Genomic DNA, 15,007 nt, shown 5'->3' with positions numbered 1-15,007 from the left:
CATTTTTACGACGTCGACTTTACTTCCCTGCTAAAATGATATGGTAGTACTTAGCGTAGCAGGAAGTCTCCGCTCAGTTCTTCTGAAAGCTCTATATACAAGAATATCAGAACGCCTGTTTCCTTAAAAGACTTTATTTTTTATTTTATTTTATAAAACCACGGGTGGTGAAAAAAACACCCCATCTAATCGAACAGATGGGGTGAGTACCAACCATTATAGACCGGTATGTTCAATTTTTATACATCGATCCATAATCACCGTTTTGTCATGCTCTTGCAAGAAATCATACGTTTTTTCATTCACTAAACCCAACTGTGCCCAGAAAACATCAAAATCAATAGACACAGCTTCTTTGGCTACATCAAGTAAGTATTCACTTCTTCGAAAGACATTGACAATGTCCACATGACCCTGTATGTCCTCTAATTTGGAAACAGCGTTACAACCAAAGACTTGATCCACATTAGGGTTAACGGGAATAATGTCGTATCCAGCGTCATGGATATATTTTGCTACTTGATAGGACGTACGCTCGGGTTTATCAGATAATCCAACAACAGCAATGCGTTTCGCCTGATATAAAATCGTTTGAATATCTTCATGGTCGGGATTGACAACTGTCAAGAAGATACCTCCCTATAAAACGGATGCACCGTTTATAATTGATAAATCCCTTTGTATTTATTCGTTAAATAATTTATTAAGTATTTGGCATTCATCGGCTCACCGGTTACATCACGCAAAATTTCTTTCGGTTTTTTCATGGCACCATATTGATGAATATGCTGTGTTAACCATTCTCTAACGGGCGCGATGTTCCCTTTTTCCAAGTGTTGTTCAACGTCAATTTCTTGATCCATTGTATGCTTAAATTGAGCTGCGTAAAGATAACCTAAGGCATACGAAGGAAAATAACCAAATTCTCCTCCGGACCAATGAATATCTTGCAAGACGCCCTCCCGATCTGATTGGGGTCGAATACCTAAATACTCTGCCATCTTCTCATTCCACAACCCTGGAAGATCAGCAACTGTAATTTCGTCCCTAAACAAAGCCCGCTCAAGTTCAAAACGAACAATTATATGGAGAGGGTAGGTTAATTCATCCGCCTCAATACGTATAAACGATGGACCAGCCACATTAATGGAACGATAAAAATCATCAAGCCCCATGTTATTAAATTGACCGTTTGTGTAGGTTTTAAAATCGTCGTAGTATCGCTTCCAAAAACCATAACTTCGACCGACAAAGTTCTCAAAAAACAGGGACTGGGACTCGTGAATACCCATTGAAGTTCCGCCAGCCAAAGGTGTGCCTTCAAGTTCTCCACCAATATTCTGTTCATAAAGCGCGTGGCCGCCTTCATGAATGGTACCAAAAACAGCTAGACGGAAATCATTTTCATTATAATTCGTTGTCACACGAACATCGCCACGGTTTAATCCGGTTGCAAAAGGATGGGACGTTTCATCAAGCCGCCCTGCTGCAAAATCATAGCCCATTTCATTAAGAATATATTCACTAAAAGCTCGCTGTTTTGCAGCGGGAAACGACTTTTGTAAAGACTGGGTTTCCGGTTTGTTACCAGCTTCCGAAATCGCTTGGACAAGCGGTGTAATATGCTCACGCAGCTCATTGAAAACACGATCAATGTCGGTTTCTTTGACGCCTGGCTCAAACATATCTAATAAAGCATCATATCGTGAGCCTTCAGGTTCCCAGTAGTCCGCGAAACGTTTTTTGAATTCAACTAATTTCTCAAGATAGGGCTGCAACAAGGAAAAATCGGATTTTTCCTTGGCTTCTTCCCATACATTTTCTGATTTTGATTGCAAAATAACGTATTCTTTAAATTCATTCGCTGGAATTTTAACATTCAAATTATAATCTTTTCTTGATTCAGCTACAGACCTTTTCGTGATGTCCGATAACTCCGATTGCACATCGGGCGTTTCAAGGGCATCTAAGTACGCCTTCATTTGATCCGATGTTTGCATGTTATAAATGGTTTCCGAAAGTGTTCCGATCACTTCTGAACGTTGTTCAACACCTTTTTTCGGAGCACCGGTGCGCAAATCCCAGTTTAGAACACCGCTGGCTTCTTCGTAATGTTGCAATTTATTAACATAATCAAAGTATTGTTGTTCAATCTCTCGAATATTGGCCATCCCATTCACCTACTTATACTTTTCCTTATGATAATAACCTTTCGCTACTTATAGCTGAATTCCTGCCCATCCCAAGATATTTATGACTTGGGTGACTTTTTTCCGAAAAATTGATAATAATGGGTTTCGATTGTTCCATTAAATAGTTTTCTTTTTTTTGAAGCCTGACGTCCAAACAATGTTTCAAAGTCAGGATGAGATGTTAAAAAGTAAAACGACCACGTTGGATAGTCATTTAGAACTTTCCCCATTTGCTGATATAATTCTGCGACTTGCTTTCGTTCGTTCATTCGTTCACCATAGGGCGGGTTGCCCACCATATAACCTGATGATGTTTGCGTGTTAAAATCGGTAACTTGCATTTGTTTAAAGCGAATCACATCATGCAAGCCTACCTCTTGGGCGTTGCTTGTCGATAACTCAATCATGCGGTGGTCAATATCATGACCAGTAATATCTAATACACGATCGTAGTCAGCGACATCTTCCACTTCTTGTCTCGCCCGATCCCAAAGGGTGCGATCAATATTCGGCCATTGTTCAGAGATGAAATCACGGTTAAATCCTGGAGCGATGTTCTGCCCAATCATTGCTGCTTCAATCGGCAATGTTCCCGAACCGCAAAACGGATCAACAAACGGCTTATCCGGTGTCCAATTGGTTAAGTAAATCATCGCTGCTGCCAAGGTTTCCTTTAGTGGTGCTTCGCTATGGTAATAACGATATCCGCGAATATGCAGACCACGACCGGTGGTGTCAATGGATAACGTCGCTTGATCTTTATGTAAGGCTACTTCAATTTTATAGAATGGACCCTTCTCTTCGAACCAAGACGTATTGTATGACGCTTTCAAATTCTCAACAATCGCCTTTTTCACAATTGCTTGGCAATCGGGCACGCTATGCAATTGTGATTTAACTGATTTTCCAACAACAGGGAATTCAGCATCTTCAGGTAAAATCTCTGCCCATGGCAGCGCCTTCGTTTTCTCAAACAATTCATCAAATGATGTTGCCTCAAATGTGCCGATTTCCCACTTAATCCGCGCAACCGTTCGTAACCAAAGATTTAAATAACAAATATCCTTGAAATCACCTTTAAGGGTAATTTTCCCATTTTCTACTTCAAAATCCCGATATCCTAAATTCAGTAATTCCCGTTTTGCGACGGATTCCAAACCCATAGCTGTTGTCGCTATCAACTTGATTTTAGACACAAAGTCAGAACTCCTTCTATCATCATTTTTACTTAACGTTTGTGTATAGAATTGGCAATAAAAAAAGCCCTTAAACAGGGCCTTTGTCATTAGATTAGTTTTTGGGTTCATCATGTTCTGTAAGCCATGTTCTGTTCCGGCGTACTCCATCGAAGTAATCACTTCTTGTACCTCCGGCGACAATCATCTATCTGCCAATGATAGCATCATCAGCCCCTCCATCTGTTTAGTTCCTTCAGGAAGGTTCCTCTACCAAATTTTGAGTTTCTCGCTCGAGGGGTTTACCGCGTTCCACTCCCATCGTTTCCAATGGGACTACGTCACTGTGGCACTTTCAAAGGAACCACACCTTAGCATCTCAAAAAGATGCGTTAGGTGATTGCCTTGCCGTTAGCCTGATAATCAAGCTACCCCAGCTTATTGTTTCGCTGAGCACGAACACTACGACCATCTCAGGCCGTGCGAGCATGGACTTTCCTCTATGTCCGATAATGAACACAGCGATTGTCTAAACATGAATCACCTTGTATGACAGAATTATATTATAATGGTTACACAGGTAAACGTCAAGCTCATTCACTCAACCGACTGCCAAAAACATGTTTTTCCAAATTAGACAATCGTTTAAGAATATCGTAGTTTGTCTGCCCTTGCCCGGTCATTGGGCGACGTTGTTCAGATTTTTGCTGACTGATATCTTGTTTTAACCGTTCATTTTCCTGACGAAGTCTTTCAATTTCATTCGTCATAGCTTCATAGTCTTTTATAATAACATCTAAAAATTGATCGACTTCCTCGGATTGATAGCCTCGCAAGCCCGTTTTAAATTCTCTTTCCAAAATCTCTTTCGCAGTTAACTGCGTCAAACCGTGATCTTTCTGCTCCAAAAAATCACCTCAACGTATGTTCATCATAAAGTTTATTTTTTCAAATTCATACTCTATTGTCAACCAAAAGAATCGTTATTGACTCCAATAATTAGGATCGAGTTCTTGAAGATCTTGCGCGGCCACATCCAAATCAAACCGGTTAATGGTGATAATGGGGTAATGGGAGTGGCTCGCTTTATTTTCCGCTGGCTGCAAATAATAATCGGGCGATCCCGGTGTCTCCTCATCGTAGATAATCAACAGTCCATCACTTTTTCGAATCAAAAAGTCATTCTTTAATCGTAACTGTGAAGGGTGCTCATAAGGACGCTTGGTAATACTATCCACATGGTCGGCTGTCGATAATATTCGAGTGTACTGTTCCTTGACTACATCGGGCCACATAGATTCCTGTTCCAAAAAGGGGGTTAGAATAGACAGTTTCAACTCAGGATAATCTTGTTTTAAATCAAGCACAACATCACATGCCCATAATTCTACCCCAGATTGTCCGCTTGTCAAGACCCATTCAAGATTATAATCAAGAAGTTGAATGAGTTGCATTTTTATCGCGTGTTTGATCACTTCAATACCTTGATGTTGATTAGAGAATATGCCTAATTCTTTTGGCTTATAACCCGTGATCACATACACTTGTCCCATCTACATCCTCAACCCCATTAAATGGTATTCATCACCAAAAATACAGCTCCTACCATTACAAAGTATAAAACCACTATTGTCTTTGCCATGCTGCCTATTCCTTTCCTGTCATTAAGTTACTTCTATTTTACAATGTTTTGTGATTCCGCAAAAGCCGTAATGAAGCGATAAAATTTGACATTTTCATGACTTTATTTACGAATTTTAGCTGATTTTGCGCTTACCCGGGGAATAGTCTACCGCTTATAATCCACCTTTTTTTCTGACACGTTCGAAACGCCGACTTAAATCAGCCATAATCTTTTGTGACGGATGGTCTTGGGAATCGCAACAGTCTCTCGCTTGTCTTGTTAATTTAAGCGCCAAATGATAATCATTAAATTGATGCTCGGCTAATTTTGCCGCTTCAATATAGACTTCGGGATTGCCGCAGCTGTTATGGATAAGCTGCATATAACCATCAAACGAGCGATGGTAATCGCCAATTTTTTTATACATGCGTGCCAACAATTTTTGTGCATCACCTTCATAATGACTTTGAAGTAACTTATTGTCCTGCAAACAAGCAATCGCCGCTTCAACATTTCCTAGGTAAGCATGCCACCGACCGATCTGATATCGCTCAATTGTCGTTGCTCTCGCTGGATCAATGACTAAGTTTGAGAGATGACTATAGAGAGCCACCAAGGTCTTAATATCATCAACATTGTGTTGTAGTATGCCTTCGATCAAGGCAACATTGGGCCTTTTAAGAAATTGGAAATAGAGAAATGGGGCCATATGACCAGGGACATCCCCTACCCTATCCATGCTCAAAACCGATTGTTCAATCGTTTGCAATTTAACTGATGATAATTGATCTTTCCATAACCGGCGTGAGGCATGCAAAAGATCAAAATGACCGAAGGCAGGCAAGTGCGGAACTTGATGTTTAACAAACTGATGTCTCGTTTTGACCCGTGGCCAATCAAATGATTTTCCATTAAAAGTAACTAAGTTTTCTAATTGATGGACATCATCTAGAAAATAATGATAGAAAGCGGCCTCGTGACCTGGCCCCGGCAGGAAGTACTGTCTGATTCGTAGATGATGGTCTAAGATGGTCCCCGTCCCTAATAAAAAAATCATATGTCCAGCGCCGGCGGCAAGACCGGTCGTTTCCGTGTCGAAAAATAGGAGATCCTTGGCAGAAAGACCCTTTGCCGATAAGGGATGGTCGCCACTAACCTTTTGCCACTCGTTAATCGTAGGATAAATTGTGTGCAACGGCTTCCCGTTATAAACCTCGTTTAAGTCAACCATGGTTTCTTTAAATAATATCGCTTGACCGTCATACCACTTAATGTCAGCCGCCAATTGATCAGCAGCCTCCATGATTCCCTTAGGAAGGCCGTTGCCCGTAGCATCCGGTTGTGGCCGGCTTCCTTTGTCTTCACCAGGTCTTTTTAAATGTTGTTTATATCTAGCGAGTTGTTTTTTCAGCGACAAGACTTAACTTCCTTTATATGGGAAAGTAAGGCAAGCACCGTCGATTTTCCCGCCGTTTGGTCACTGTCAGGTGTACCAATACATGATGGACAACCATCACGACACGAACAGCGATCAATCATTTGTTCAACTTCATTGATTAAGAACGACATATTTTCATAGAGTTTATCACTTAACCCGATCCCACCTGGATACTTATCATAAATAAAAATCGTCGGTTGTTCATTATGTGACGCTTTAATTTTTGGTACAACTTGTAAGTCAACAGGGTCACACATCACAAATAACGGTGCGGCGTGCCGCAAGACGTGGCTAATGCCAAGCAAAGCTTGTTCGAAACGCTGCTTACCAAATTGATCAATCAATTCCGGAGCAAAACTCACCCACGCTGAACTTGTATGGGTCTCTTCTTCAGGTAAATGGATCGGCCCCCACCCAACATTGTCATGTGTATCAAAACGGATTTTTTTAAAAATTGTTGGCTTAGCTCGAACCGTGACATCCCCATACGCAACATGAGCTTGATCATGATGTTGTTTGCTCTTATCAATGTCAAGAACATCAAGCTGTACTGCAAGATTGGCATCCGTATAGTAATTGACACTAACAGCCTTGACATAAGCTTTTTTCTCATCCCAATCCAGCTCTATTACTTGATATTGCTCACCTTGATGAATATAAATTGCTTCATCATGTAGCAACGTCATCGCGCTAAACCGGTCCATTTCACCAATCACATGTGTTTTGGCAGTGTCCGTTTGATCAATAATAACAACATTTTCCTGGGACGCCGAACGCAGGCTTACATTATTAGCAGGAAATGCATCATTCATCCAGTACCATTTTCCACCTTGATAATGCAGTACATCCTCATCCGCTAAATAAGTGCATATTTCATTCACTGCAACATCGGGAGCGAAATAATCGTCTTCATGGAATGGTAATTCATAGGCTGCACATTTTATATGATCGACGAGAATAATCAAATTATTGGCATTGATCCGAGCAGACTCTGGATTTCGATTAAAAAAGTAATCCGGATGTTGAATAATATATTGATCCAGCGGACTAGAGGTCGCAACAAGCACAATGACAGCCTCATCCTGACGGCGGCCTGCCCGTCCTGCTTGCTGCCAAGCACTGGAAATAGAACCAGGATAGCCCGTCATAATACACGCCTGAAGCTGACCAATGTCGACACCAAGCTCCAAAGCATTAGTACTAACGACACCTTGAATGTCACCGGAGCGTAATCCTCGTTCAATATCCCGTCGCTCCGACGGTAAGTAACCGCCGCGATAGGCACGAATCGAAGCGCGGTCACTCCGGCCTGTATTGATACTCTGCATATAACTTAAAAGCAGTTCAACGCGCACGCGGCTGCGGGCGAACACAATCGTTTGAATTTGATTCTGTAGAAATTGTTTAGCCAGTTGTTGGACTTCCAACGTTGCACTGCGGCGGACATTCATAGCTTGATTAACAACCGGCGGATTGTAAAAAGCGAAGTGCTTCCGTACCGACGGCGCCCCATTGGTATCAATTAATCGCATTCGTTCACCTGTCAGCTGTTCAGCATGTTCTTTCGGGTTGGCAATGGTTGCTGACGTACACACAAATACAGGATCACTCCCATAATAACGACAAATCCGTTTTAAACGTCGGATGACATTCGCGACATGGCTACCAAACACCCCCCGATAAGTATGCAGTTCATCTATAACAATGTAATGCAGATTTTCGAACAGTGACACCCACTTGGTATGATGTGGTAAAATTGATGAATGCAGCATATCTGGATTCGTGATCACAATGTGACCCGCCTGTCTCACTTTCTGGCGAATATTACCCGGGGTATCACCATCATAAGTATAACTTTTCAATGGAATACCGATATCGTCTATCATTTCATTCATTTCACTCTTTTGATCTTGCGCCAAGGCTTTTGTTGGAAACAAATACAATGCCCGGCGGTTATCATCTTCAACAAGACTCTGCAGCACAGGTAGATTATAGCACAAAGTTTTCCCCGAAGCCGTCGGCGTCACGGCAACAAAACTCTCGTGGTTCATCGCGTGTTGAAGCGCATCCGCTTGATGGGAGTAAAGGGCGTCAATCCCCCGATTCTTTAGAGTTTGTTTGATAGATTCATTGACCCTGTTCGGAAAGGGACGTGTCTTCGCCGGTTGACCCGGCATTGTATGCCAATGGACAATATTCTCATCCTGTTTCAAATCTTGAACTAGCTCACTCATGGATTGTCTTGTTTGCATAACTCCAACCCCTCTATCCGTTTGCTTAACGAATAAACGTTCGTTATTTTTATTATATCACGTTTTCCTTATTATAAAAGACATTTGGCCAAATAAAAAAGCGACTGCTTGCAGCCGCTTTTATAACGCTTGTTTAATTAACGAAAAATCAGTTGTGGGTCGTTCACACATAAAATCGTGGCACAGGTAATAAGTGGTACGGCCGTCTTTAGCGTGAAACGATTGGGTAAACGGTGCCGCCTGTTGCAGCTCTTCAGCTTCACCAGCAACGGCAAACAGTTCAGGATGAAAACCCGTTTGTAACAACGTTAACGCAAGATGATAAGCCTCATCATCTTCTCCCTGAAGAATCGCGAGTTCTTTGGTATTCGCGTGCATCGTCATGTAAGCCGTTAACAACCAGGTGAATCCTGATGGATGTTGATTGATCTCGTCAGCAAAAAATCGAATGGTCGGCTCAGCGTAGGTTTCAAATTGATGAATGCCTGTACGACGCGCCAATTTGAATAACATTAAGCTGGCTACACTGTTTCCCGACGGCAGCGCGCCATCATAAGCTTGTTTTGGATTATAAATCAAATCATGATAGGGATTATTAATTAAAAATCCGCCGTTTTTGTCATCATAAAACGTCCCAACAAGAAGGTCAGCGTATAACCTCATACTCCGCAGGTAGTCAGTTTGATAAGTCGCTTCATAAAGGGCATCACAAGCCCAAAGCATATAAGCATAATCATCCAGAAAGCCTTCATACTTCACGTCACCGTCCCGATAACGGGCCATAAGCTTGCCATCACGCGTCAATTCGGTTTGAATGAATGAAAACGCGCGTTCAGCCATATCCAATGCTCCCCGATGTTGAAATGCCGCTCCTGCTTTAGCTAAAGCTGCGATCATCAGCCCGTTCCACGCCGTTAAGATTTTATCATCTTTATGCGGGTGAACACGTTTCTCCCTGTATGTAAACAACCTGTGTTTGGCGTTATCAAGTTGTCTTTGAACATCGTCCACAGTTAAGCCATGCCGATCCGCTAATGACTGTTTAGATGTATGAATCCTATTAGGAATATTTTTTCCTTCGAAATTGCCATCCTCAGAGATATCATACGCATCACAGAACAATTCTGCTTCATCAGCATCCAACAATTGAACAACTTCTGCTTTCGTCCAAAGATAAAATTTGCCTTCTTCTCCTTCAGAATCGGCATCCTCCGCACTATAGAAGCCGCCGTTAGGACCGAGCATTTCCCGTTGTAAATAGTCAATGATCTCTTCAATCACCGATCTATAATCCTCACGCCCTGTAACTTGATAAGCCTCAGTATAAGCCATCATCAGCATTGCTTGATCATATAACATTTTCTCAAAATGCGGCACAAGCCATTTCTGATCAACGCTATATCTTGCAAAACCGCCACCGATATGATCATAGATACCGCCAGCCGCCATCGCATCTAGCGTCTTCAACACCATTTGTAACGCTTCGTCATGACCGTGCCAATGGTGATAACGGAGCAAGAATAACAACTGATGGGGTGCCGGAAACTTCGGCGCCTGACCAAATCCACCGTACTGATGATCGAAGTCTCTCGTCATTTGCTCGACACACGTCTCTACTACACCTGGTTCTAAAGCCACACCCTCACGTTCATTCATTTTGGCTAATGCCGAAGCCACTTTCGCCCCTGTTTCATCAAGCTTATCCCGGTTATTTTGAAAATGGTCAGATAACTGTGTTAAAACATCAACAAAACCCGGCAGACCATAACGGCTCTCCTTCGGAAAATAAACACCTGCATAGAACGGTTTTTGTTCCGGGGTTAAAAACACATTCAACGGCCAACCGCCTTGCCCGGTCATCGCTTGACAAACTGTCATATAAATCGCATCCAAATCGGGCCGTTCTTCCCGATCAACCTTAATCGAAACAAATTTTTCGTTAAGAATATGTGCGATGTCCGGATCTTCGAATGATTCTTCTGCCATCACATGGCACCAATGACAAGTTGAATATCCTATGGAAACAAATACGGGTTTATTTTCAGCTTTAGCCTTGGCAAATGCTTCATCACTCCATGCATACCAATCAACAGGATTATAAGCATGTTGTAATAGGTATGGACTTTTTTCATCGACCAATCTGTTAGGCTTACGAAGCTCTCTAGACATGGTGGCATCATTCCCTTATTTAGATGATTCTTCCTGTTTACCCATAGCTCATTTTATCCTATTCCCCAATATTATCAAAATTATTTAAGGCGTTATCAAGTCTCCAGAGGCTTATATTTATTCTCCTGATGAAAAAACACTCAAATTTTTTCGTTATGAAGAGAAAAAAATGGCAACAATAAGTCATATGATGTTTCAAAGTAACGGGAGACGGATGCAGTATGAAATTACAGTTGCTTGAGATTTATGCTCCAAGGGATTTTTTAAATATGGAGGAAGTCACGGAACGATTTCCTGTTGTCTCCTATTGGATTTTCGAAGAATCAAAGGAAAAGCGACTGACAAGAATTCTTGTGGAAACAGATGATGTAGAAAAAATCCTCAATTATTTAGAAAAAATCCCTGGCGGGGAAGATGATTATCAAGCCATGTTACTGCCTGTGCAAACTTATCTTCCTCGTAATGAAGAACAACAAAAGAACGAAAAAAAAGAGCTACAGCGAGCCAGCAGACATGAATTATATACAACCGTTGAAGGATCAAGCCAGCTAAGTGTCAGCTATATGTTGTTTATTATTTTTTCAGCCATCGTTGCAACGATCGGCATTATAAAGAATAGTCCTGCAATCGTCATTGGGGCCATGGTTATTGCTCCAATTATTGGACCGGTAACCGCAGTTTCATTTGCTTCAGTTCTCGGCGATTTCAAGTTAATACGCAAATCTTTACTCACATCGTTATTTGGTGTATGTATTCCTATATTAACCGCTGCTTTGTTTGGTTTTTTCTTTCAAATTCCGGCATATAGTGATGAATTTCTCTCTCGAACAAATATCAAAATTATTGACGTTGTTGCTGCGCTCACTTCAGGTGCTGCAGGGGCACTTTCTTTTATTAAAAGGAATGAAGGAGCACTTGTGGGTGTCATGGTTTCCGTGGCTTTACTGCCGCCAGCTGTTGTTTTGGGTATGATTCTCGGTACGGGGAATTGGTCTGAAGCCGTTGTTCCGTTTATTCTGTTAATGGTCAACGTTAATTCAATTTTGCTGTCTGCAGTAGTCGTATTCTGGTTAGGCGGCATTAAGCCCGTCAATTGGCAAGATCTACAGAAGGCAAATATTTCACGCAAGTTATCTCTATTATTTATTTTTATCATAAGTATTTTGCTTATAACAGCTATTATTATTATAAACTTTGTCTAATCCGCACTAAGGATTAAAGGGATACTTTAATTGCGATTTTCCTTTTTAATTGTACAATAAAGCCATATTGTTTGCACAAGACTGAAGATGATTCCCACAATCGTAAGGACGGACGTTTGTTTTTGCTTGGATTTTATCTGAAACATCTCAAATCACCTCGTTCATTTATCTTAACAGTTACTGTACCCCAATCTGATGACATCAACAATTGGTAAAATATATAAATTATAGCTGATGTGACTTGTTTTGAAACAATAGAGTTTTACGAGCAATGATTTAGCCAGAATGGTTCCATATTTTCTTAGGCATTTATTCCGTGAACTGCCTTGAAAAATTAAAAATCACAGCGGTCTGACCGATCCTTATGAAGCCGATCAAACCACTGCGATTACTCGATGTAATCGGCTCCTGGGCCACCAAGTTTCATACGATTATACTTGCTCATACTTTAATTCGCGAGCGAGATTGAGAGCTCGATTGACGACAGTGGTGGTTCCAATACTTTCAACGGTGGCAAATGGGATATCATTGGCTTTGCAATGTTTTTTGGCTACACCACTGCCTCTATGGCTAACAGCCGGGATAATAATAAGGACCAAATCTGCCCGGACAATCATGGACGATACGCGTTGCTCATCTTCAGTGCCATCCAATCCCTGAACGACAGCACCTAATTGAGTCAGATGATCCTTATAAATGGTCTGACGGTCGATGCATCCTATGAGCGTAATTGTTTTTCTTTTCAGATCAGGATGTTCTTCGACTGCCTTTATAGAAGAAGACTTATCTTTATAAACACTTGATGGCAGTGGCGTATGATAGATCTCATCTTCAATTTCATGTTTCCAATTGACGCGACTATTGACAGGATTGTTCGCATAATAGGCAACATCAACAATATCCCCCTCAGCTAAGCGAAATTCCTGAACTTCGGATTCTCGAATTCTAATTGTAAACGGCATATCGTCAATCCTAATGTTCTCACCAGCAAGGTTCTTTTGACAAACCCATAAATTTTGATCTTTTTCTACAATACAATATTTTATTTCACAACGATTGGGATCATTTTGCCCCTTTCCCTTTTGTGCCAATTCATAATGATAACGAAGACGCTGTTTGTGATCCAACCCTTTTTCTGTAGCCTTAACTTGATCTCCATCCTTTAAGTCGAGTGACCTGACAATTGTCTCAGGAACGTAGGCATCAATATCCGGGAGATAGCCCCCTTTTAATTTACGTTCAAATGAATAAACAGGCTCTTCCTCCATAGGTTGACTGTTTTCAAAATTTTCCTGCTCATCAATGCATGTCTCTTCCTTGTTTGGCTCATCATCACAAACGCCTTCAATAGCGACAAGCGATTCTAGAAAAGTGATATATTGTTGAATCTGTTTGACATTCGTATGTAAAGATTCAGGCTGCATCTGTTCTATCAATTGTTTAAGATCTGTTTTTGCCATTTCAAAAACTTTCAATTTATCCATCAGTATGTAACCTCCTTGTTCATATTGAATTCTCTTTTCAAGAAGAAAATCCTTTTTAAATCTGATATAACTAAAAAAAGCCGCCAATCCAAAAATTGACGACTTCCCAAAAATATTCTATCTAGTAATTAGCATCATTGGTATCTGTTGTATCATCAACGCCTAACAACTGCCTTAATTTTTGCCCAACCTTATGAAGACTGTTCTCATCCGGAACAAAATAGGCTGACCCATTAATCGTTTGATTCTGTCCGTCAATATGAAGTGTGTTTATCGACTTACTCATAGAAGAGTACTGTTTTTGTAGCGCATAGATTTCCCTCGGTCCAAGATTGGTATTAACATGTTCACCGAGCACGTTAGAAATGTCATCGACTTTAAAAATCGTCCCTGCTGAAATCGTCTGATGAATCGCAGCTTTAATGAACTGCCGCTGTCGTTCATCGCGGGAATAAATCGTATTCACATCCCGTTTCCTCATCCGCGCAAAGGCTAAGGCTTCTTCACCATCTAATTTAGTATTACCTTCTTTAAAATAAATGCGTTTATTATCGTTAAAGATGTTCTCTTCCCAAAAACCATGTTTAATATCAACCGTTACACCGCCTAATGCATTGACAACGTCACGAAAGCCAGCAAAATCAACGGCAACAAATTTATCAATCGGGACATCAAGCAATTTTTCAACAGTTTCAACGGCTTTTCTATTTCCGCCGTAATCCGTTAGTTCACCATAGGTATATGACGAGTTAATCTTATGATCACCTGAATATTTGCCTATATTATTCAATTCTACTCTTGTATCACGAGGGACAGTGACCATTGTCATCTTGTCCTTTTCAGGATTCAGTGTGACAACGATTTGCGTGTCGGCACGGCCATTCTTTCCACCTGATGAATAATTTTCAATACCCATTAGCAATATTGAAATTGGGTCATCCCCAACGGTGACCGCTTCATTTCTCAGCGCTGATTTATCACCTGATCGTCCTAAATCTTCATGCGCATCTTTATAAGCACCATACGTTTGGTATAATACGTAGCAACCATAAATGACACAAATTAACACAATGACAAGAACCGTTAAAAGCGTTCTTTTCAGCCATTTTTTTGGTCTTTTTGCCTTTCTTCTGGTCATCCTTGATTCATTCAATGTTAAATACCTCGCCTTTATGTTAAATGGGTTGTAAAACACGTTAGGTTTCCTTACTAAATATAACATAGTAGAATATCAATGACATCATTTGATTAACATTAAGCAAAATGATTCCCGAAAAAGTTTCATAGAATACCACTATACATTAAAGCAAACAAAAGTGCTGCCCCATTCCCTTATGAGGCAGCTGCTCGAATAAAAATTATTTTTATATTAAGGGCAAGCTATGTGCCCTTAACCTGTACCTAGCACCGCCTACGCTAGATACGATAACAGCCACGAATGCTGTTCAACCTATGATTCATTATAAATGAA

General features: G+C 40.9%; 11 protein-coding genes and 1 other RNA gene. 1 reads left to right on the top strand and 11 read right to left on the bottom strand.

Translation table 11 applies throughout. The features are described 5' to 3' along the window. Positions 1 to 216: 216 nt before the first annotated feature. The 9 genes from B9Y89_RS12825 to B9Y89_RS12785 form a co-directional block, all read right to left on the bottom strand. Complete coding sequence (locus B9Y89_RS12825; protein ID WP_085523609.1) at positions 217 to 627, bottom strand: CoA-binding protein; 411 nt, start codon at positions 625 to 627, stop codon at positions 217 to 219. Between the two features lie 32 nt (positions 628 to 659). Further along, positions 660 to 2,171: a carboxypeptidase M32 gene (locus tag B9Y89_RS12820; RefSeq protein WP_085523608.1), complete on the bottom strand. Its 1,512-nt coding sequence runs from the start codon at positions 2,169 to 2,171 to the stop codon at positions 660 to 662. Positions 2,172 to 2,251: 80 nt separating this feature from the next. After that, positions 2,252 to 3,388: a THUMP domain-containing class I SAM-dependent RNA methyltransferase gene (locus B9Y89_RS12815; RefSeq protein WP_217807187.1), complete on the bottom strand. Its 1,137-nt coding sequence runs from the start codon at positions 3,386 to 3,388 to the stop codon at positions 2,252 to 2,254. A gap of 115 nt (positions 3,389 to 3,503) precedes the next feature. Continuing rightward, an RNA gene (gene rnpB / locus B9Y89_RS12810) (RNase P RNA component class B) lies at positions 3,504 to 3,904 on the bottom strand. A gap of 56 nt (positions 3,905 to 3,960) precedes the next feature. Continuing rightward, the gene (gene gpsB, locus B9Y89_RS12805; RefSeq protein WP_085523607.1) at positions 3,961 to 4,275 is read right to left on the bottom strand and encodes a cell division regulator GpsB; all 315 of its coding nucleotides are present in this window, start codon (positions 4,273 to 4,275) and stop codon (positions 3,961 to 3,963) included. Between the two features lie 75 nt (positions 4,276 to 4,350). After that, positions 4,351 to 4,920: an SLOG family protein gene (locus B9Y89_RS12800; RefSeq protein WP_085523606.1), complete on the bottom strand. Its 570-nt coding sequence runs from the start codon at positions 4,918 to 4,920 to the stop codon at positions 4,351 to 4,353. 243 nt (positions 4,921 to 5,163) lie between these two features. Further along, entirely contained in the window at positions 5,164 to 6,408 is a 1,245-nt protein-coding gene (locus tag B9Y89_RS12795) for a ribonuclease H-like domain-containing protein (protein ID WP_085523605.1), read from the bottom strand. Next, positions 6,399 to 8,681 carry a DEAD/DEAH box helicase gene (locus B9Y89_RS12790; RefSeq protein WP_085523604.1) on the bottom strand — a complete coding sequence of 761 codons (2,283 nt, stop codon included), beginning with the start codon at positions 8,679 to 8,681 and terminating at the stop codon, positions 6,399 to 6,401. Before B9Y89_RS12790 ends, B9Y89_RS12795 begins: the two co-directional genes overlap by 10 nt. Positions 8,682 to 8,801: 120 nt before the next feature. Then, positions 8,802 to 10,850, bottom strand: coding sequence for a thioredoxin domain-containing protein (locus B9Y89_RS12785; protein ID WP_085523603.1), 2,049 nt, complete (start codon positions 10,848 to 10,850; stop codon positions 8,802 to 8,804). A 221-nt stretch (positions 10,851 to 11,071) separates the two neighbouring features. Here B9Y89_RS12785 and B9Y89_RS12780 point away from each other — a divergent pair, with 221 nt between their 5' ends. Beyond that, positions 11,072 to 12,052, top strand: coding sequence for a TIGR00341 family protein (locus B9Y89_RS12780; protein WP_085523602.1), 981 nt, complete (start codon positions 11,072 to 11,074; stop codon positions 12,050 to 12,052). A gap of 431 nt (positions 12,053 to 12,483) precedes the next feature. Here the strand turns inward: B9Y89_RS12780 and B9Y89_RS12775 are convergent, their stop codons facing one another. Together B9Y89_RS12775 and B9Y89_RS12770 are read right to left on the bottom strand one after the other, a co-directional pair. Continuing rightward, positions 12,484 to 13,536 carry a DUF2325 domain-containing protein gene (locus B9Y89_RS12775; protein WP_085523601.1) on the bottom strand — a complete coding sequence of 351 codons (1,053 nt, stop codon included), beginning with the start codon at positions 13,534 to 13,536 and terminating at the stop codon, positions 12,484 to 12,486. Positions 13,537 to 13,657: 121 nt separating this feature from the next. Beyond that, complete coding sequence (locus B9Y89_RS12770) at positions 13,658 to 14,674, bottom strand: LCP family protein (RefSeq protein WP_254901246.1); 1,017 nt, start codon at positions 14,672 to 14,674, stop codon at positions 13,658 to 13,660. Between the last annotated feature and the right edge of the window lie 333 nt (positions 14,675 to 15,007).

Source organism: Tuberibacillus sp. Marseille-P3662, assembly GCF_900178005.1.
In the GTDB taxonomy this organism is placed as follows: domain Bacteria; phylum Bacillota; class Bacilli; order Bacillales; family Sporolactobacillaceae; genus Marseille-P3662.
Note: the sequence above shows the minus strand (reverse complement) of the source record. Positions and strands in the feature narration are given on the sequence as shown.

What these genes read in the sequence shown, in the direction of transcription:
- B9Y89_RS12780 (WP_085523602.1), top strand. Translation starts at nt 11,072, where the DNA reads ATGAAATTACAGTTGCTTGAGATTTATGCTCCAAGGGATTTTTTAAAT.
- B9Y89_RS12790 (WP_085523604.1), bottom strand. Translation starts at nt 8,681, where the DNA reads ATGCAAACAAGACAATCCATGAGTGAGCTAGTTCAAGATTTGAAACAG.
- B9Y89_RS12785 (WP_085523603.1), bottom strand. Translation starts at nt 10,850, where the DNA reads ATGTCTAGAGAGCTTCGTAAGCCTAACAGATTGGTCGATGAAAAAAGT.
- B9Y89_RS12800 (WP_085523606.1), bottom strand. Translation starts at nt 4,920, where the DNA reads ATGGGACAAGTGTATGTGATCACGGGTTATAAGCCAAAAGAATTAGGC.
- B9Y89_RS12775 (WP_085523601.1), bottom strand. Translation starts at nt 13,536, where the DNA reads ATGGATAAATTGAAAGTTTTTGAAATGGCAAAAACAGATCTTAAACAA.
- B9Y89_RS12770 (WP_254901246.1), bottom strand. Translation starts at nt 14,674, where the DNA reads ATGACCAGAAGAAAGGCAAAAAGACCAAAAAAATGGCTGAAAAGAACG.
- B9Y89_RS12820 (WP_085523608.1), bottom strand. Translation starts at nt 2,171, where the DNA reads ATGGCCAATATTCGAGAGATTGAACAACAATACTTTGATTATGTTAAT.